The sequence below is a fragment of the Streptomyces sp. NBC_00210 genome (genome assembly GCF_045160975.1).
Classification (GTDB): Bacteria; Actinomycetota; Actinomycetes; order Streptomycetales; family Streptomycetaceae; genus Streptomyces.
On sequence record NZ_CP108120.1, the window covers coordinates 726,546 to 743,794 of the forward strand.

Annotated in this window: 14 protein-coding genes and 1 pseudogene; 2 read left to right on the plus strand and 13 right to left on the minus strand. The window is 70.2% G+C overall.

What is annotated here, in order from left to right; all coding sequences use genetic code 11:
- Nucleotides 1-4: 4 nt before the first annotated feature.
- The 4 genes from OG729_RS03365 to OG729_RS03380 are packed head-to-tail and all read right to left on the minus strand — an operon-like array spanning nucleotide 5 to nucleotide 4,668.
- Nucleotides 5-883 (minus strand): MoxR family ATPase, encoded by an 879-nt coding sequence (locus OG729_RS03365; RefSeq protein ID WP_360865031.1) that lies wholly within the window; start codon nucleotides 881-883, stop codon nucleotides 5-7.
- Nucleotides 884-887: 4 nt separating this feature from the next.
- Nucleotides 888-1,745 (minus strand): FAD binding domain-containing protein, encoded by an 858-nt coding sequence (locus tag OG729_RS03370; protein ID WP_405804168.1) that lies wholly within the window; start codon nucleotides 1,743-1,745, stop codon nucleotides 888-890.
- A complete protein-coding gene (locus OG729_RS03375; RefSeq protein WP_405804170.1) occupies nucleotides 1,742-4,129 on the minus strand; it encodes a xanthine dehydrogenase family protein molybdopterin-binding subunit in 2,388 nt (795 codons plus the stop codon). The genes OG729_RS03370 and OG729_RS03375 overlap by 4 nt, the downstream gene beginning before the upstream one ends.
- Nucleotides 4,126-4,668, minus strand: coding sequence for a (2Fe-2S)-binding protein (locus tag OG729_RS03380; RefSeq protein WP_360865040.1), 543 nt, complete (start codon nucleotides 4,666-4,668; stop codon nucleotides 4,126-4,128). Before OG729_RS03380 ends, OG729_RS03375 begins: the two co-directional genes overlap by 4 nt.
- Nucleotides 4,669-4,851: 183 nt before the next feature.
- Here OG729_RS03380 and OG729_RS03385 point away from each other — a divergent pair, with 183 nt between their 5' ends.
- Nucleotides 4,852-5,376 (plus strand): hypothetical protein, encoded by a 525-nt coding sequence (locus OG729_RS03385; RefSeq protein ID WP_405804171.1) that lies wholly within the window; start codon nucleotides 4,852-4,854, stop codon nucleotides 5,374-5,376.
- A 77-nt stretch (nucleotides 5,377-5,453) separates the two neighbouring features.
- Here the strand turns inward: OG729_RS03385 and OG729_RS03390 are convergent, their stop codons facing one another.
- Entirely contained in the window at nucleotides 5,454-6,389 is a 936-nt protein-coding gene (locus OG729_RS03390; protein WP_405804173.1) for an NADP-dependent oxidoreductase, read from the minus strand.
- 196 nt (nucleotides 6,390-6,585) lie between these two features.
- A complete protein-coding gene (locus tag OG729_RS03395; protein ID WP_405804176.1) occupies nucleotides 6,586-9,963 on the minus strand; it encodes a pyruvate carboxylase in 3,378 nt (1,125 codons plus the stop codon).
- Nucleotides 9,964-10,101: 138 nt separating this feature from the next.
- On the opposite strand from OG729_RS03395, the gene OG729_RS03400 reads away from it, so the two are divergent.
- Complete coding sequence (locus tag OG729_RS03400; RefSeq protein WP_405804177.1) at nucleotides 10,102-10,311, plus strand: hypothetical protein; 210 nt, start codon at nucleotides 10,102-10,104, stop codon at nucleotides 10,309-10,311.
- On the opposite strand, the gene OG729_RS03405 is transcribed toward OG729_RS03400, so the two are convergent.
- The 7 genes and pseudogenes from OG729_RS03405 to OG729_RS03435 form a co-directional block, all read right to left on the minus strand.
- Complete coding sequence (locus tag OG729_RS03405; protein WP_405804179.1) at nucleotides 10,293-10,841, minus strand: hypothetical protein; 549 nt, start codon at nucleotides 10,839-10,841, stop codon at nucleotides 10,293-10,295. The genes OG729_RS03400 and OG729_RS03405 overlap by 19 nt on opposite strands.
- Before the next feature lie 311 nt (nucleotides 10,842-11,152).
- Nucleotides 11,153-12,742, minus strand: coding sequence for an adenosine deaminase (locus OG729_RS03410; RefSeq protein ID WP_405804181.1), 1,590 nt, complete (start codon nucleotides 12,740-12,742; stop codon nucleotides 11,153-11,155).
- Nucleotides 12,743-12,841: 99 nt separating this feature from the next.
- Nucleotides 12,842-13,858: a TolB family protein gene (locus OG729_RS03415; protein ID WP_405804183.1), complete on the minus strand. Its 1,017-nt coding sequence runs from the start codon at nucleotides 13,856-13,858 to the stop codon at nucleotides 12,842-12,844.
- Nucleotides 13,855-15,123 (minus strand): MFS transporter, encoded by a 1,269-nt coding sequence (locus tag OG729_RS03420; protein ID WP_405804185.1) that lies wholly within the window; start codon nucleotides 15,121-15,123, stop codon nucleotides 13,855-13,857. Before OG729_RS03420 ends, OG729_RS03415 begins: the two co-directional genes overlap by 4 nt.
- A gap of 23 nt (nucleotides 15,124-15,146) precedes the next feature.
- A complete protein-coding gene (locus tag OG729_RS03425; RefSeq protein ID WP_405811030.1) occupies nucleotides 15,147-15,437 on the minus strand; it encodes an Ig domain-containing protein in 291 nt (96 codons plus the stop codon).
- A pseudogene (locus tag OG729_RS03430) lies at nucleotides 15,432-16,256 on the minus strand (alkaline phosphatase family protein); the annotation flags it as partial. The gene OG729_RS03425 and the pseudogene OG729_RS03430, both read right to left, overlap by 6 nt.
- A 112-nt stretch (nucleotides 16,257-16,368) precedes the next feature.
- Nucleotides 16,369-17,244: a galactokinase gene (locus OG729_RS03435; protein WP_405804187.1), complete on the minus strand. Its 876-nt coding sequence runs from the start codon at nucleotides 17,242-17,244 to the stop codon at nucleotides 16,369-16,371.
- Between the last annotated feature and the right edge of the window lie 5 nt (nucleotides 17,245-17,249).

Sequence of the window (17,249 nt, forward strand, 5' to 3'; positions counted from 1 at the left end):
GTGGTCACGCTCCTCGCGCCGCGAGGACCGCGGACAGATCGAGGGACCGGGCCCGTTCCGCGTCCTCGCGGTATTTCAGTACCGAGCCAAGCGTGGCGAACGCCAGCTCCGCATCGAGTTCTGTCGCGCCGAGTGCGTCGAGGGCCTCGGCCCAGTCGATGGTCTCGGCCACTCCGGGCGGCTTGAGCAGATCCTGGTTGCGCAGTGTCTGTACGACGGCGGTCACCTGAGCGGCGAGCCGTTCGGTCACCTGGGGCTGCCGTCTGCGGACGATGGCGAGTTCGCGTTCGAAGCCGGGGTGGTCGAACCAGTGGTACAGGCAGCGCCGTTTCAGCGCATCGTGGACCTCCCGGGTGCGGTTCGAGGTGAGTACCACTGTGGGCGGCGACGAGGTCCCAAGGGTGCCCAGCTCGGGGACGGTGACGCTGTACTCGGAGAGCAGTTCCAGCAGAAAGGCCTCGAACTCGTCGTCGGCCCGGTCGACTTCATCGACAAGGAGCACGCAAGGCTGCGTCTCCAGCGCCTGCAGCAGCGGACGCGCAATGAGGAAGCGCCTGCTGTACAACTCGCTCTCCAGCCGGTCGGCATCGGTGACGCCGGCGGCTTCGGCGGCCCGCAGATGCAGCAGCTGGCGCGGAAAGTCCCAGTCGTACAGGGCTTGGGAGGCATCGATGCCCTCGTAGCACTGGAGACGGATCAGGGGCGCGTCGAGACACCGCGCAAGGGCGGAGGCGAGCGCGGTCTTGCCCGTGCCCGCGTCGCCCTCGCAGAAGATCGGCCGGTGCAGTTTCAGGGCCAGGAAGCAGGCGATGGCGAGACCGTCGTCGACGAGATAGCCGGTCTTCTCCAGTCGAGCTCGCAGCTCGTCCGGCCCTTGTGTCACACCCTCACTCCATCCCGGCCGCAGCCAGCACCGCTCGCCGGGTGAGCACGCGCGCGAGGTGTTCGCGGTACTCGGGCGAGGCCGACAGGTCGGACGCCGGGTGGGTGCCCTCCGCTGCCGCTTCGGCAGCCCGCGCCACCGCTGCCGGGTCGGCGTCCGCCCCGGCGAGCGCCTCTTCGGTTGCGGTCGCGCGCAGGGGCGTCGTCCCCATGTTGGTCAGGGCGACCCGGGATTCGACGAGGTGGCCGTCGTCGCGCCGCACCATCGCTGCGACGCCGACGATCGCCCAGGCCTGTGCGACCTGATTGAACTTCTCGTAGTGGAAACCCCAGCTGTCGCTCAGTGGAATCCGGACCTCGACCAGCACTTCGTCCGGCTGCAGCGCTGTTTGCAGGTAGTCGGTGAAGAATTCGCGTGCCGGGATGGTGCGCCGGCCCTGCGGCCCCATGGCGGTCATCTCGCCGTCCAGGGCGAGCAGCACCGCCGGTAGATCCCCTGCGGGATCGGCGTGGGAGAGCGAGCCGCCGAGCGTGCCGCGGTGGCGTACGGAAGGGTCGGCGACCGTCTCGGTGGCCGCGGCCAGCAGCCCTGCGTGGCGGCGCACCAGCGGGTCGTGGATGACATCGTGATGTGTCGTCATGGACCCGATCACGAGTGCGTCGGAGTCTTTGCGGACACCGCGCAGTTCCGGGATCCGGCCGACGTCGACCAGCAGTTCGGGGAAGGCGAGCCGCAGCCGCAGGATGGGGATCAGGCTCTGCCCGCCGGCCAGGACCTTCGCGTCCTCGCCGCCCTCCGCCAGTGCGCGTACCGCTTCGTCGACCGTCTGCGGCCGTGCGTAGTCGAATGCCGCGGGAATCATGCTGTTCCCTCCTCCGCCCGGGCCGCCGTGACGGCCTGCCAGATCCGCTGCGGCGTGCACGGCATCGCGACGTCCTTCACACCCAGCGGCCGCAGTGCGTCGACGACCGCGTTGACCACGGCCGGTGTGGAGGCGATCGTCCCGGTCTCGCCGACCCCCTTGACGCCGAGCGCGTTGGAGGTCGCCGGGGTCTCGGTGCGGTCGGTGACGAAGTCCGGCAGGTCGACCGCCGAGGGCACCAGATAGTCCGCCATGGTGCCGGACACCAGATTGCCCTCGGTGTCGTACACCGCCTCCTCGTAGAGCGCCTGGGAAATTCCCTGCGCCACGCCACCGTGGATCTGCCCCTGGACGATCATGGGGTTGATCGCCTTGCCGACGTCGTCGACGCAGACGTAACTGCGGATCCGGGCACGGCCGGTCTCGGTGTCGACCTCGATCGCGCACAGGTGGGTGCCGAACGGGAACGAGAAGGTGTCCGGGTCGACCAGGTGCTCGGCGTTGATCGTCGGCTCCATGCCGTCGGGCAGGTCGTGGGACGAGAACGTCGCGAAGGCCACTTCCTGGATGGTCTTCGTCGCCTCGGGCGATCCCTTCACGGAGAAGACCCCGCCGGAGAACTCCAGGTCGGCCTCGCTCGCCTCCAGCAGATGCGCAGCGACCTTGCGGGCCTTGGCCACCACCTTCTGCGCGGCGTGGTGGACGGCGAGTCCGCCCACCACCAGCGAGCGGGAGCCGTATGTGTCCATGCCCTGCGGTACCGCCTTGGTGTCGCCGTGCACCACCTCGATGTCGTCGAAGGGCACGCCGAGCACGTCGGCCGCGATCTGGCTCCAACAGGTCGCGTGCCCCTGTCCGTGCGGGCTGGTGCCGGTGGCGATCTCGACCGTGCCGGTGGGCAGCATGCGGATGCTGGCCGCCTCCCAGCCTCCGGCGACGTAGCGCAGATCGCGCAGGATCCGGCTCGGCGCCAGGCCGCACATCTCGGTGTAGGTGGAGATGCCGATGCCGAGCCGCACCGGGTCGCCTCGTTCGTTCCGCGCGCGCTGCTCGGCCCGCAGGTCGTCGTAGCCGAAGAGGGCGAGCGCCCGGTCGGTGGCCGCCTCGTAGTTGCCGCTGTCGTAGGTGAGCCCCGCGATGGTCGTGTACGGGAACTCGTCGTGGCCGATCCAGTTGCGGCGGCGCAGCTCCATCGGGTCGAGGCCGAGCTCCGCGGCCAGTTCGTCCATGGTCCGCTCGATCGCGAACGTCGCCTCCGGACGGCCCGCGCCACGGTAGGCGTCCGTGGGCGTCTTGGTGGTGAAGACGCCGGTGCACTTGAAGTCGTAGGCGTTCATCTTGTAGATCCCGCAGTACATGAACGCGCCGAGAAGCGGGGTGCCGGGTGTGATCAGCATCAGGTAGGCGCCCATGTCGGCGAGCAGGTCGACCCGCATGCCGAGCACCTTGCCGTCGCTGGTCGCGGCGATCTCGATGTCCTGGATCTGGCCGCGGCCGTGGTGGGTGGCCTGGTAGCCCTCCGACCGGGATTCGGTCCACTTGACCGGCCGGCCGAGCCGCCTGGCCACGGCGAGGGCAACGGCTTCCTCGCCGTATACCTGGAGCTTGGAGCCGAAGCCGCCGCCGACGTCCGGGGCGATGACCCGCAGCCTGTGTTCGGGAATCCCGGTGACCATCGACAGCGTCACCCGGGCCACGTGAGGGACCTGGGTCGATGAGTACAGGGTGTATTCGTTGGACGCTGTGGGCGGAGTGGCGACGACGGCCCTCGGCTCCATAGCGTTCGGGATGAGGCGCTGCTGGGTGTACCGGCGGCGGACCACCAGGTCGGCCCGGGCGCTCTCCGCTTCGTAGTCGCCCGTGGCGAGCGGCCAAGTGTAGCAGCGGTTGGTGCCCTTGTCGGAGTGGACCAGCGGGGAGCCGTCGGCCAGTGCGGCCTCCAGGTCGAGTACGGGAGGCAGTGGCGTGTAGTCGACTTCTACGGCTTCCAGTGCATCGGCCGCCGCGTACCGGTCGCGGGCGATGACGATGGCCACGGGGTCGCCGGCGTGCCTGACCTCGTCGACGGCGATCGGTGGGTGGTCGGGCATGACGATGTCTTCGGTCACCGGCCACACACAGGGCATGGAGCCGAGCTCGTCGGCCAGGTCGCGGCCGCTGAAAGCGGCGATCACGCCAGGGCGCCGGAGCGCGGGCGAGACGTCGACGCGGTCGATGGTGGCGTGTGCCATGGGGCTGCGCAGGATCGCCATGTGCAGCAGGCCCGGGACGGTGATGTTGTCGGTCCAGGTGGTCCGGCCCGTTACGAATCGGGCGTCTTCCTTGCGTATGCGGGAGCGACCGATTTCGGCGGTTCTTCCGGGGGCAGAGAGCTGATCGGTCATACCGGCGCCTCCCGCCCGGCCGGGGCCTTGGGCGTGGCTGTTTCCGTCGCGGCATCGGGCGCGGGGGCGCGGCGGCGCCGCTCCTCGGCGGCCGCGGCGAGGACGGCTCGGACGATGTTCTGGTAGCCGGTGCACCGGCAGAGATTGCCCTCGAGACCGTGGCGGATCTCGTCCGGGGTCGGGTCGGGGTTCTCCTTGAGCAGGTCCCGCGCGGCCATGATCATGCCGGGGGTGCAGTAGCCGCACTGCAGGGCGTGCTGCTGATGGAACGCGGTCTGCAGCGGATCCCATTCTGCGTCGGTGGCGAGCCCTTCGATGGTCGTCACGTCGCAGCCGTCGGCCTGCACGGCAAGCACCGTGCAGCTCTTGACGCTGTCACCGTCGAGGTCGATCGTGCAGGCACCGCAATTGGTGGTGTCACACCCGACGGGGGTACCGGTGAGACCCAGACGGTCGCGCAGATAGTGCACGAGGAGAAGACGGGGCTCCACCTCGTCCTCGTACGCCGTGCCGTCAACCGTCAGCGAGATACGGGTCATGTGCCCTCCCAGAGACACGGGCAGGAGGTATCTGCCATTCCGTCCCGATATACGCAACTTTAGGCCGAGGCATGGGGCCGCGCGAGCCCTCCACCGCCGCCCGATGCGCAACGGGAGCGGCGCCCCATTACGCCCTGGGCTGAGCCCCTTCCCTCCACCCTCGCACCGCGTAATCTGGATTACATGATTACAAGAGAGCAGGAACAGGCGCTGCGCGGCTGGTTCGCCGGGCGGCTGCCGGAGGGACTCTTCGTCGAACTCCTCGACGTCACCGTGGACCGTGAGGAGATCACCGTCATCGGCCGGATCCCGGAACCCGAACTCGGCGCAGAAGCATCCGAGGTGGAACGCGACGCGTCCCTGGACGGGCGCATCTCGGAGTTCCGCGAGCGGACTCGGGATGAGCGCATCGCGGTCGCGCGCGAGGCCGAGAAGCGCTTCGGGCGCAAGGTCTCGTGGGGTGTGGAGTGCGGAGGCAAGCGCGCCATGTACACCACGGTCGCGGCACCCGTGATGACGCGACTGCGACAGCCCGAACGCCAGGCACTCGACACCTTGATCGCGGGCGGCGTTGCCCGAAGCCGAAGCGAAGCGCTTGCCTGGTGCGTGCGTCTGGTGCAGCGCAATGCGGACGAGTGGCTCAGCGACCTACGCGACTCACTCGAGCACGTACAGCAGGTACGGGCACAGGGCCCCGACGCCGGATGACCTCGCCCCCGGCCCGGCCGGAGGCGCGAGTACGGAACTGCGTCGGCGCCCACGCCTCACTCATGACCACGCCTCACTCATGACACGGCGATGACGACCTTGCCCCGGATGTGCTTCTGGGCGAAGTCGAGGACTGCCTGCGCGGCGTCCTCGAACTCGTAACGGGCACCGATCTCGACCTGCAGCCGCCCGTCCGCCGCCCGGGCCGCCAGGTCCTCGAGGTCGCCCGGCTCTGCCTGAAAGGGGCCGATGTACACCGGCGACACGTCGCGGCCCAGGTCGCCGGGCCCGAACAGCGGCGAGACCAGTCGGCCTCCGGATCGGGCCGCCCGCGCCGTGCTCGCGAGCCGCTCGCCCGAGTTGATCAGGTCGACGACGACGTCGACGCCGTCGGGCGCCAGGCGCAGGGTCTCCTCGACCACATCGGCCCTCTTGTAGTCGACGGTCTCCGCGGCACCGAGGCCCCGCAGATACTCCTCGTCCTCCGCGGTCGACGTGGCGATCACCCGGGCCCCGAGCGCGTGCGCCAACTGCACTGCATACAGACCGATTCCGCCAGTGGCCCCGACCACCAGCACGCTCTCGCCCGCCGCGAGGTGGACGGCGCGCAGCAGACAGACCGCCGTGAGCCCCGATTCGGGGATGCCGGCCGCGTGCGCGCTGTCCAGGCCCTCAGGACGCTTGGCCAGCCTGGTGCCGGGTGACGCCACCGTGTACTGGGCCACGGCGCCCGCCTGTCCGGTGAACGCGAGCACCGGATCACCTGGCGCGTATCCGGAAACGCCCTCCCCCACCTCGGCCACGGTGCCTGCCACGTCCATGCCGAGAACCATCGGGTGCTCGACCGGGTACAAGTCCTTCGCCGCGCCGGTGATCAGCGCCAGGTCCAGCGGGTTGAGCGCCGCGGCCTCGACCTTGATCAGCACCTGGCCAGGTCCTGGCGTGGGTGTGGCGTGGTCCGTGACCGCGATCCGGTCCAGCGGCACATGGTCGGCGGCGACGAGGGCTTTCACGGCAACTCCCTGACGTGGCATGAGCGAGCCACCGCGCCAGGGCGGTGGCCAGGGGCGCCCGGGGGTGAGCGCCCCGCTCCCTTCTACGCGCTCGGACCCGCCCGGGCGAGGAGCCCCGCCGTGGGCTCTGCCCGTCCGCCCGATGACCCGAAGATGCGGCGATCGCCACGCCTTCGCGTCATCGCCGACGTCCGCGTCAGCCGATCTCGATCAGCAGGTCACCCGCCTCGACCTGCTGGATCCTGCCGATCGCCAGCCGCTGAACCGTGCCGGCCCGCTGGGCGGTGATGGACGCCTCCATCTTCATCGCCTCGATGGTCGCCACCGTCTGACCCGCAGACACCGAACCGCCCTCCTCCACCTGCAGCGTGACCACCCCGGCGAACGGCGCCGCGACATGGCGGTCGTTGCCCCGCTCGGCCTTCTCGGCCGCCTTGACCTCGGTGGCGACGGACTTGTCCCGCACCGCCACCGGCCGCAGCTGCCCGTTGAGCGTGGCCACCACCGTACGAAAGCCTCGTTCGTCGGCCTCGGAGATGGCTTCCAGTTCCATCAGCAGCGTGACGCCGGGTTCAAGGGTGACCGTGTGCTCGGTCTCCGGTTCCAAGCCGTAGAAGAAGTCCTGCGTACGCAGTACGGAGGTGTCGCCGTACGTCTCACGGTGGGCGTCGAACTCCTTGGTCGGGCCGGGGAACAGCAGCCGGTTCAGCGTCTTCCGGGGTGCGTCCTGCAGACTGCGCCGGTCCTCGGCCGACAGCGTGGGGGCCTTCGCCTGCGCCGGGCGGCCCTGCAACGCGCGGGTGCGGAACGGCTCGGGCCATCCACCGGGCGGGTCGCCCAACTCGCCGCGCAGGAACCCGATCACCGAGTCCGGCACGTCGAACTTGCCGGGGTCGGACTCGAAGTCCGCGGCCTCGACCCCGGCTCCGACCAGATGCAGCGCGAGGTCGCCCACCACCTTCGACGACGGTGTCACCTTCACCAGCCGGCCGAGCATCCGGTCTGCCGCCGCGTAGCAGTCCTCGATCAGCTCGAAGCGATCGCCGAGGCCGAGCGCGATGGCCTGCTGGCGCAGGTTCGACAGCTGTCCGCCGGGGATCTCATGGTGGTAGACCCGCCCGGTGGGCGAGGCAAGGCCGGACTCGAACGGCGCGTAGACCTTGCGCGTCGCCTCCCAGTACGGCTCCAGGTCGCCGACGGCCTGCAGCGACAACCCGGTCGCCCGGTCCGTATGGTCCGTCGCCGCCACCAGTGCCGACAGGGACGGCTGGCTGGTGGTGCCCGCCATCGAGGCGACCGCGGCGTCGACGGCGTCGACCCCCGCGTCGATCGCGGCGATCAGCGTCGCGAGCTGCCCGCCCGCCGTGTCGTGGGTGTGCAGATGCACGGGGAGGTCGAACCGCTCGCGCAGCGCCGTCACCAGCGTCCGGGCGGCGGGCGGGCGCAGCAGCCCGGCCATGTCCTTGATCGCGAGCACGTGCGCGCCCGCTTCGACGATCTGCTCGGCCAGGCGCAGGTAGTAGTCCAGCGTGTAGAGCGTCTCGCCGGGGTCCGACAGGTCCGCGGTGTAGCAGAGCGCGACCTCGGCCAGGGCCGTGCCCGTGGCCCGCACCGCGTCGATCGCCGGGCGCATCTGTGAGACGTCGTTGAGCGCGTCGAAGATCCGGAAGATATCCATCCCGGTCGCTGCGGCCTCGGCGACGAACGCTTCCGTCACTTCCGTCGGATAGGGCGTGTAGCCAACGGTGTTGCGCCCGCGCAGCAGCATCTGTGTGCAGACATTGGGTACCGCCTCCCGGATGGCCGCGAGTCGCTCCCAGGGGTCCTCGGCCAGGAATCGCAGCGCCACGTCGTAGGTCGCGCCGCCCCAGCACTCCAGGCTGAGCAGCTGCGGCGTCGTACGTGCGACATACGGAGCCACCGCCAGCAGATCGCGGGTCCGCACCCGGGTCGCGAGCAGGGACTGGTGCGCGTCACGGAACGTCGTGTCCGTAACGGCGACGGCCGACTGACGGCGCAGTGCGGCGGCGAAAGCTTCCGGTCCGAGGTCCGCGAGGCGCTGCCGGGAGCCGTCGGGCGGCGGCGCGCCCAGTGACGCGGGAGGGAGCTTGTCGATGGGGTCGATGACGTCCGGGCGGGGCCCGTGCGGCCGGTTGACGGTGGTCTCGGCGAGGTAGTGCAGCATGCGGCTGCCGCGGTCGGCCGACGGACGGGCTCTCATCAACTCCGGATGGTCGTCGATGAAGCTGGTCGTGATGCGACCCGCCCGGAATTCGGGGTGATCCAGCACCGCACCGAGGAAGGGCAGGTTGGTGGCCACCCCACGGATGCGGAACTCGGCGATCGCCCGGCGCGCGCGACGGGAGGCGTTGGCGAAGTCGTGCCCGTGGCAGGTGAGCTTGACCAGCATCGAGTCGAAGTGCGCCGACACCTCGGCGCCGGTGTGCACCGTGCCGCCGTCGAGCCGGACGCCGGGCCCGCCCGGAGAGCGGTAGGCGGAGATGACGCCCGTGTCCGGCCGGAAGCCGTTGGCGGGGTCCTCGGTGGTGATGCGGCACTGAAGTGCGGTGCCGGTCAGGACGATGTCGTCCTGGGTCAGGCGCAGTTCGCGCAGCGTCATACCCGCGGCGATGCGCAGTTGCCCGATCACCAGGTCCCGGCCGGTGACCTGCTCGGTCACCGTGTGCTCCACCTGGATGCGCGGGTTCATCTCGATGAAGACGTGGTTGCCGCGCTCGTCGACGAGAAACTCCACGGTGCCCGCGTTCACGTACCCGATGTGGCGGGCGAATGCGACGGCGTCGGCACAGATCCGTTCGCGCAGGCGGGGGTCCAGGTGCGGTGCGGGCGCGATCTCGACGACCTTCTGGTGACGCCGCTGCACCGAGCAGTCCCGCTCGTACAGGTGCACGACATTGCCCTGCGCGTCAGCCAGGATCTGCACCTCGATGTGGCGCGGATTCACCACGGCCTGCTCGAGGAAGACCGTCGCGTCGCCGAACGCGGACTTCGCCTCGCGCATCGCCGCGTCGATCGACTCCCGCAGCTCGGCGGGTTCGGCCACCCGGCGCATGCCCCGTCCGCCGCCACCTGCGACGGCCTTGACGAACAGCGGGAAACCGATGCTGTCGGCGGCCCCGAGCAGCACGTCCACGTCCGTGGAAGGCGCGGACGACTCGAGTACCGGGACGCCGGCCTCCCGCGCCGCCGCGACCGCACGGGACTTGTTCCCCGTCAGGTGCAGTACGGACGCGGGCGGTCCAACGAAGGTGATCCCCGCATCCGCGCAGGCTGCGGCCAGGTCCGGGTTCTCCGACAGAAAGCCGTAGCCGGGGTAGATCGCGTCGGCGCCGGCCTTGCGCGCTGCCTTGATCACCTCATCGACCGAGAGGTACGCCCGTACGGGATGGCCGGGTTCACCGATTTGGTACGCCTCGTCCGCCTTGGCCCGGTGCAGTGAGTTGCGGTCCTCGTAAGGGAACACCGCCACCGTGGAGATGCCGAGCTCGAACGCCGCGCGGAACGCGCGGATGGCGATCTCACCTCGGTTGGCGACCAATACCTTGCGGAACATCAAACTCCCCTGTCGTGTCGCACCGGGCCCTGCCATGGCATCCGGCGTCCTCGTGGACGGTGTCGATGAGTTTGTTGGTCTGTGTGGAGCGTTCGTCACCGTACCCGACGGCCTCTGACCAGGTCGCGGGTGGTGGCCGTGGCGTTGAACACGCTGCCGCACTCCGGGCACTCGGCGGACAGCACAAGGGCCGGACGGCAGGGGGGCGCCGAACCGGTCGTCAGCCTCGCCACGCGGCGCGTGACCGCGGGCACGTACTACGACCGGTTCGCGCCCGTGCCGTCATCACCCGGCGAGGGCCCGCGACGGCGGGATCGCCGGACGGCCGCTCAGGACTCCTCGAAGTAGGCGTCCAGGACCGCGTCGAGCTCTGCCGTCCACTCGTCGATCAGGTTCCTGGCCGAGGCCTCGACCTCGGCGTCGAACCAGCGGCGGGTCGGGAGGTGGACCGTGACGGTGAACCGGCGCCCGAATCGCGGCGACTTGACCTCGACCGCCCCGATCTCGTCCCACCGGAACTCGGCTTCCTGATCGTCCAGCCGGAACCGGACGCCGTCGCGGTCCGCGGTGATCGAGCCGCGCCGGTCGCTGACCTCGAAGACGGGACCGCCTACTTCCACCTCCGCCTTTGTGGCGGAGGCTTCCTCACCGACGGCAGCCGCATCTTCGGCGCCGCCCTGCGGCTGGGAGTCGTCCGGCTCGGAGTCGTGCGCCTCGGCGTCTAGCGGGACGGCCTCGTCGGGCAATCCCTCCTGGTCCTGCTCCGGGTCTGCCTCCTCCGTTCCGGCAGGGCGGGGGAGGCTGAGGCCGGGAATGTACGCCGGGTCCGTCCCAACGGTGCCCTCGAGCTGAATATCTGGATCTATGCGCTGGTCCACGGCGGGCAGTATGGACGACGAAGCTGTGCAAGACCAGTGGACCCTCTGGCGGGCTCACTGTCCGGCCGGCGATCCGGCCGGACAGGGCTCAGGTCCTGTCCGGTTGATCAGGCCGGATCAGTGAGTGAGGGTCCCCCCACGCCCCCAGGGCGTAGGGGGAGGGTCTGGTGCGTGCAGATGCACGGCGGAGGATGGGGGTCCCCCCGCCGAAGGCAGGGGGAGAGCCCACGCGGAGCGTCGGCGACTGACGACAACGCAGCAGATGTGCGTGCCAGGGCACGCGAGCCCGGCAAGATCGGCCGGACAGGGCCTTAGGTCCGGGACGCGAGAACCCGGTGTTCGAAGGCCGTGAACGCCACCTCCTGACGCCATTCCACGCTCGCCTTCGGGCTGGCCGCGAGGAATCGGGCACATCCGGGGCCCGGTTCGCGCTCCCCCGGTCGTTCGGCGCGGCACTCGCGCACCCGGCGGTAGCGACCGGGTGCGTCCCACAGGCTGCGGCCCGGCAGGAAGGCGTACTCGAGTGAGGCGCGGGCCAGCTCCTTCAGGTCGCGGTAGGACAGGTCGTAGGTCTGGGCCGCGCGCAAGTATTCGTCGCTGATGGTGATCCGGGAGACCCCCGCGTCATCCGTGGCGAGCACGACGGGGACGCCACGCTGCCGGTAGAGCGGGAAGGGATGTTCGGGGCCCGACACCCCGAGGATCTGGTCGTTGCTGCTGAGTGGGACCTCGACGGCGACATGGCGCGCGGCCATGGTTGCCAGGAGTTCGTCCCTCCTGTCCTCGTGCCGGATGTCGACGCCGTGCCCGATGCGCTCGGCTCCTGCGATGTTCACGGCCTCCCGGATGTGGAAGGCCAGGTCCTCGGGCTTGACCAGGCCGGGGGCCAGTTCGCCCGCGTGCAGGGTGATGTGCGCCCGGGGGTGGACGCCGTGCAGATAGTTGAGCATCCGCATGTGCAGGCTGTAGTCCCGCAGGGATTCGACCCCGTCCTCGGGCTGGACCAGGTTCACCGCGGCGAACCGCGGGTCACGTTCGGCCAGTTCCATGGCCAGCACCATCTGGGTGAACACCCGCTCGGGGGTTGAGTTCCGCGACACCTGCGAGATGAACAGGAAGGGCACCGCACAGCCCGGGTCCGGATGTGCGCTGTCGCAGTGGGCGACGGCGCGGAACTCCGCAAGTCCCCGGTCGGCTTCCGTCTGGGCCTGCCGCACGACCTGGTCCATCGCGCCGTCGGCGAGCAGCTTGCGGTGCAGCTGGGGCAGATTCGCGTCGTAGCCGACCCGGTCGGCGAGTGCCTTGGCACCCTGACTGTTCGGCGTGATCATCAGCTCTTGGTAGAACTGGTTCTGCCTGGCCACCGTGTTCGAGACGTCGGCCATCACTCTCCCGGGATGTCGCCAGGTCGCCTCGCCGAACTTGCCGAACGTGGCGAAGAAGTGATCGTGCCCGGACTCGGCGCCGGGTGTGAAGTCCTGCATCGACCAGGCACGCAGCACCTGCTGCCGGAAGCCGGCGTCGGTGTTCAACTCGGCGGCGGGCCTGCTGCCCGCCGGGCACGGCGGCGGGAGAGCCCGCTGCGTGTCGTTCTCGATGCAGAGACCGTCCTCGACGGCCAGGTCCATCAGCAGTTCGGTCGATGCGGCGCCGGAGAGATGGCTGTGCAGGTCGCCGCCCTTGGGCAGTCGACGGAAGAACGAGGCGAGTTCCTCCGGCTGGTCATGGATGCTTTCCAGGTAGGCCGCTACGCGGTGCTCGGCGGCCGGTGCCCGGACCGCACCGGCGTCCGCACCGGCGTCCGCACCGGCGGCGGCCGGCGATACGGCGAGCGTCGTCAGCGCGAGGGCAAGCAGCACCGACCGACGACTCCGCACGAGGCCGTGACTCTTGTTGATCATGTCGCCATGGTGGCCAGCCCCATCCCGAAGCACCCCGGTGACAGGCCACGATCACCTGAAAGAACCGGCAGGACGTCGCCATGGCGGCCAGATGAGAGCTCAGCCGATCACAGCCGGAGAGACACCCGATCTCACCAACATCCCCGGCGTGCCGCTCCCGTCGGCCCGGACCGACCAGAGGTCGGCACCGAAGTCGCCGGGCAGCGCGTAGAGGAGCGTACGGCCGTCCAGCCACAGTGCCTGGTCGTCGACGCTTCTCTGCTCGGCGAGCGCAGTCTCCCGGCCGGTGCGCAGGTCCAGGACGTACAGCCGCCAAGGCGCGTCGGTGGGAGCGCCCGGGACGCGCTTCTTGAAGGCGATACGGGCGCCGTCCGGGGAGAGGGAGGGGCACTCGACGTTTTCGTGCAGGGTGCGCAGCGTGCGCCGAGCGAGGTCGCCTTCGACGAGGTACGTATGACCACCGGTGGCGAGAGTCGCGTAGAAGCGGTTGTCGTCCGCGGCGAAGGTGACGCCCCAGAAGTTGGCGTCGGCGGCCTGGTGGCGGCGGCCGTCCATGAGGACGGTGAACCTCTCGAGGTCGGGATGGAGGGTATTGGTGCGCGTGTCGTAGATGGCGGTACGGGTGGAGAACGCGCCGCCCGCGTACGAATCTCCGCTGACGAAGACCGTCCACGCAGCGAGTCGTCCGCTCGGCGATACCCGGGCGCGCGTGGGAATTCCGGGCACCCGGAAGCTCCGGACGGCTCGCAGCTTCGCGTCCAGGAGGACCGCTTCGTGACCGGGGACCACTCCGCCCGTGGCCCGCAGGCAGATGCCGGTGCCGGCCGCCGCGTGGAAGCGCAGGCAGTCGCGGGGCGCGGAGAGACGGGGCCCGGCCGGAGTGCTCAACGGGACGGACGACACGCGATCGCGTTGCGGACCCCAGGCAAGGTTGCGGAAGAGCAGCCTGCCCTGCTGACGCAAGGTCACCGCACCGGCGTGGGCTACCGGTTCGCCGGGACGGGCGCGGTCGCGTTCCGCGGCACGGTCGGCGGCACGCAGAGTGGCGACGGTGGCGACCGCGGCCAGGAGCGCGGCGGCGACGACGAGGACGAGCAGTTTGGAGCGGGTCTTCATGCGCGACTCCGTCGCTGGAAGGCGGCGACTGCGATCAGCGCGAGCGCCAGAGCTGCAGCGGCCACGGTCAGAGCGCCTTCGGGCCCGAGGTACATCCAGCCCGCGCCGAAGAGGAGTGAGCCGCCGAAGCGGGCGAGGGCTTGTGACGACTGCACCAGTGCAAGGCCGCTCGCCGTCAGCTGCGGGGGCAGCAGCGGACCCGTCGCGGCCATCAGCACGCCGTCGGTGGCCGCATAGAACGTGCCGAGCAGGATGAGTACGCACCCGGCTGCCACCAGACCGCCACCCCAGGGCGCAATGAGCAGCAGATAGGCGATGAGCAGCGCCCCGTGCCCCGCGAGGAAGACCCCCGGGCGGCCGATCCGGTCGGCCAGCCGTCCCAGCGGCACCGCCAGCAGCAGGAATCCGGTGGCCGCGCCGACGGGCAGCAGCGGGAAATACGGGGTGGGCAGGTCCAGACGGCGCTGAAGCAGCAGATAGAGGAACGAGTCGCTCACGGTGACCGCGCCGAGCAGCGCGGCGATCAGGCAGAGCCGCGGCAGGCCACGGGTGCGGGCGAGAGCCCGAAGTGCAGTGCGGTTGAGGCGAGTTCGACTCGACGCCGCCCGCTCGGCCTTTTCCGCCGAGGTGTCCCGTACGAAGAGAACGAGCAGCAGTACGCCGAGTGCGGCGAAGCAGAAGCTGACCACGAACACGGCGTCGTAGCCGTCACGTGCGGCCCACAGCACCGCGAAGGCGGCGAGCGGGCCCAACAGCGCCCCCGCGGTGTCCATCGCCCGGTGGACCCCGAAGGCTCGGCCCTGTTCCTCGGGCGGGCAGGACAGGGAGATGAGCGCGTCCCGCGAGGCGGTGCGCAGCCCTTTACCGCTGCGGTCCGCGGCGAGGACGGCACCGATCCCCCAGGGTGTCGTAACGGCGAGCAGGGCGAGTTTGCAGCCGGCGGATATGGCATAGCCGGTACCGGCGACGAGTTTGCGGCGCTGGGCACGGTCGGCGAGATGACCGCCGGCCAGCCGGGACAGGACGGTCGCGCCCTGATAGAGGCCGTCGAGTGCGCCGAAGGCGAGCGGGGACATGCCGAGGCCGACAACGAGATAGAGCGGCAGTACGGCGGTGACCATCTCGGCGGAGACGTCCGTGAGGAGGCTGACGGCACCCAGGGCGATGACATTTCCTGCGACCGCACGGCGGACCCTGGTGCCGCGCGGCGGGCGGGTGCGTACGCCCGCCGTGGTGTCGGCGGCCCGGCTGGCCGACAGATACACAGCGTCTCCCCTTCCGGCCGAGGTCAGAACCAGTTGACCGTGAGGGGGAACGTGGTGCTGGCCGAGGCTCCGGTGGAGTCCGTCGCTGTGGCGGTGACCTGGAGGGTGCCGACCTGCCAGGGCTTTCCGGTGATCCTGCCGGTCGTGGGGTCGATGGAGAGGCCGAACGGCAGCCCGGAAGCGGCTAACCGGAGCGGAGCCGTGCCACCCGAGGCGGTGACCTGGATGCTGCAGCTCTGGTTGAACCTGCACGTCTGCGCACCGGGGTTGGCCACACTCAGGGCACCGCCCGGCGGAGTCCCGTCACCGAACACCTCGGTGACGGGTGTGGCGCTTGCCGCGTTGCCTGCGTGGGCCGTGCCGAAGAGGTCCTCGAAGGTGCGCAGCAGGTTGTAGTGGTTGTACGCGCCGCCGTACTTGCCCTGCTTGACCTTGGCCCCGGAGAAGACCGTGGCGATCTGGTTGGAGCCGAGGTAGTTGTCCTCGTCCCATGTGAGCACCAGCAGGCTGTTGTTGGCCTTTGCCCAATCGGCGTAAGCGCCGAGATTGTTCTTGAGCCAGGAGTCGCCGGTGCCGACCGCACACGAATGCATGTCGTTGCACTGGTTCGGAACGACGAACGACAGATTGGGCAGCTGGGTGAAATCGCTCTTCGGGAACTGCGCCCAGGTCTTGCCGGTGTTGAGGGGCACGTTCTTGAAGGCGAACCAGGGGTTGTGCTTCTGCGCGTACTGGCCGTTGGTGCAGGCGGTGGATCCTTCGCTCGGAAGGTCTTCGTTGTAGGTGGCGAAGGTCTTGCCCGCTGCGATCAGTTCCTGACCGAGGTTGGGGGCGCTCATCGACTGGGGGGTGTAGCAGCCGTCTGAGGTGATCCCCTGAGTGGTACCGGAGAAGAGGTTGAAGTAGTTCGGCTGGCTGGGGTGCGTCAGCGCCTTCATGCCGGTGAGACTTGCTCCGGCGTTGGCGAGCTGGTTGATGTAGGGCGCATTGGCGCTGCCGATGATCTCGCCGTACTGCTTGTTCTCGAAGACGACGACGACCACGTGGTCGTAGCTGGGCAGTGCGGCGGCACTCGCCCGCGGCTCTGCGGCGCGGGAGTCGGCGGCACCGTAGGTGGCGACGAGACAGAGGATGCCGAAGATCCCTGCGGCCGTCACACGCCACTTCCGAAGGCTCCTGCCGCCGCCGGTGTCGGGATTTCGGATCTGTGTCCGATTCACTCGGTGTCTCCCTCCTTCTTCATTCTCACTCCTCGCGGCGGGCCGCGCCCGCCACGCTGATGTTCACGAAGCGCGGCACGCGGTGGCCGCCGGTGCGGAACTCCTCGGCAACGCTGGTACGGATGTCACTCACCCGGTCCTGCGGGAGCAGCACCAGGGCGCTGCGCTCCGGCCGTAGCCCGGGCCACCAGGCGGCCGTCGCGCCCGCCCGCCGGGCGCTCGCCACAGCGCGCCGGATGTCGCCCGGGTCCGGGCTTTCCCCGCGGGTCACCAGCAGCATCAGCCGGGCCCCGTACTCGGCCGGGTCGAAGCGGACGCGGCGCCGGCCGTGCTCGCCGAGCAGCAGTGCCCGGTCGGGGCGGGCGAACAGCACGGCCTCGCGCAGCGCCTCATTGCCGCCGGGCGCGGCGGCCCGCGCGAGGGCGGCGAGCCTGCCGCGCGGCGGGCGCGGTCGGCTGCGTCCGGCGTGCAGGTCGGCGACCGCGAGCGCCACCGCGCACTCCAGCGGTTCGGCGCTCGACAGCCCGGTCGCGGCGCTCAGCGTGGAGTGGATGTGCAGGTCGATACCGCCGCGGCCGTATCCGTGGCGGGCCATGGTCCGCAGGAGGGCGTAGGTGCGGGCTGCCCAGTCGGGGTGGGGCGACGGCGGGCCGCCGAGCGGGAGTTCGCAGCTGTGTGCCGGGTGGGCGAGCGAACTCAGCCGTACGATGCCGTCTTCCCGCGGTGCCGCGGCGGCGGCCACGGGCCAGCCTGCGGCGGCGACGAGATGCGGCGAGCCGAGGTGGAAGGCGTGCGGAGCGCTCCACACCGTGGCCGGCGGCCGATCGTGTGCCGATTCGAGGGCGTAGGCGACCAGCCGGAAGAGCGGGTCGGCCGTGTGGCGGCGGGCGATGTCCAGCATGCCCG

Bases quoted from the DNA above. Each gene is read 5' to 3' on its own strand.
- OG729_RS03410 (WP_405804181.1), bottom strand. From the start codon at position 12,742: ATGATCAACAAGAGTCACGGCCTCGTGCGGAGTCGTCGGTCGGTGCTG.
- OG729_RS03385 (WP_405804171.1), top strand. From the start codon at position 4,852: ATGATTACAAGAGAGCAGGAACAGGCGCTGCGCGGCTGGTTCGCCGGG.
- OG729_RS03380 (WP_360865040.1), bottom strand. From the start codon at position 4,668: ATGACCCGTATCTCGCTGACGGTTGACGGCACGGCGTACGAGGACGAG.
- OG729_RS03435 (WP_405804187.1), bottom strand. From the start codon at position 17,244: ATGCTGGACATCGCCCGCCGCCACACGGCCGACCCGCTCTTCCGGCTG.
- OG729_RS03375 (WP_405804170.1), bottom strand. From the start codon at position 4,129: ATGACCGATCAGCTCTCTGCCCCCGGAAGAACCGCCGAAATCGGTCGC.
- OG729_RS03370 (WP_405804168.1), bottom strand. From the start codon at position 1,745: ATGATTCCCGCGGCATTCGACTACGCACGGCCGCAGACGGTCGACGAA.
- OG729_RS03395 (WP_405804176.1), bottom strand. From the start codon at position 9,963: ATGTTCCGCAAGGTATTGGTCGCCAACCGAGGTGAGATCGCCATCCGC.
- OG729_RS03415 (WP_405804183.1), bottom strand. From the start codon at position 13,858: ATGAAGACCCGCTCCAAACTGCTCGTCCTCGTCGTCGCCGCCGCGCTC.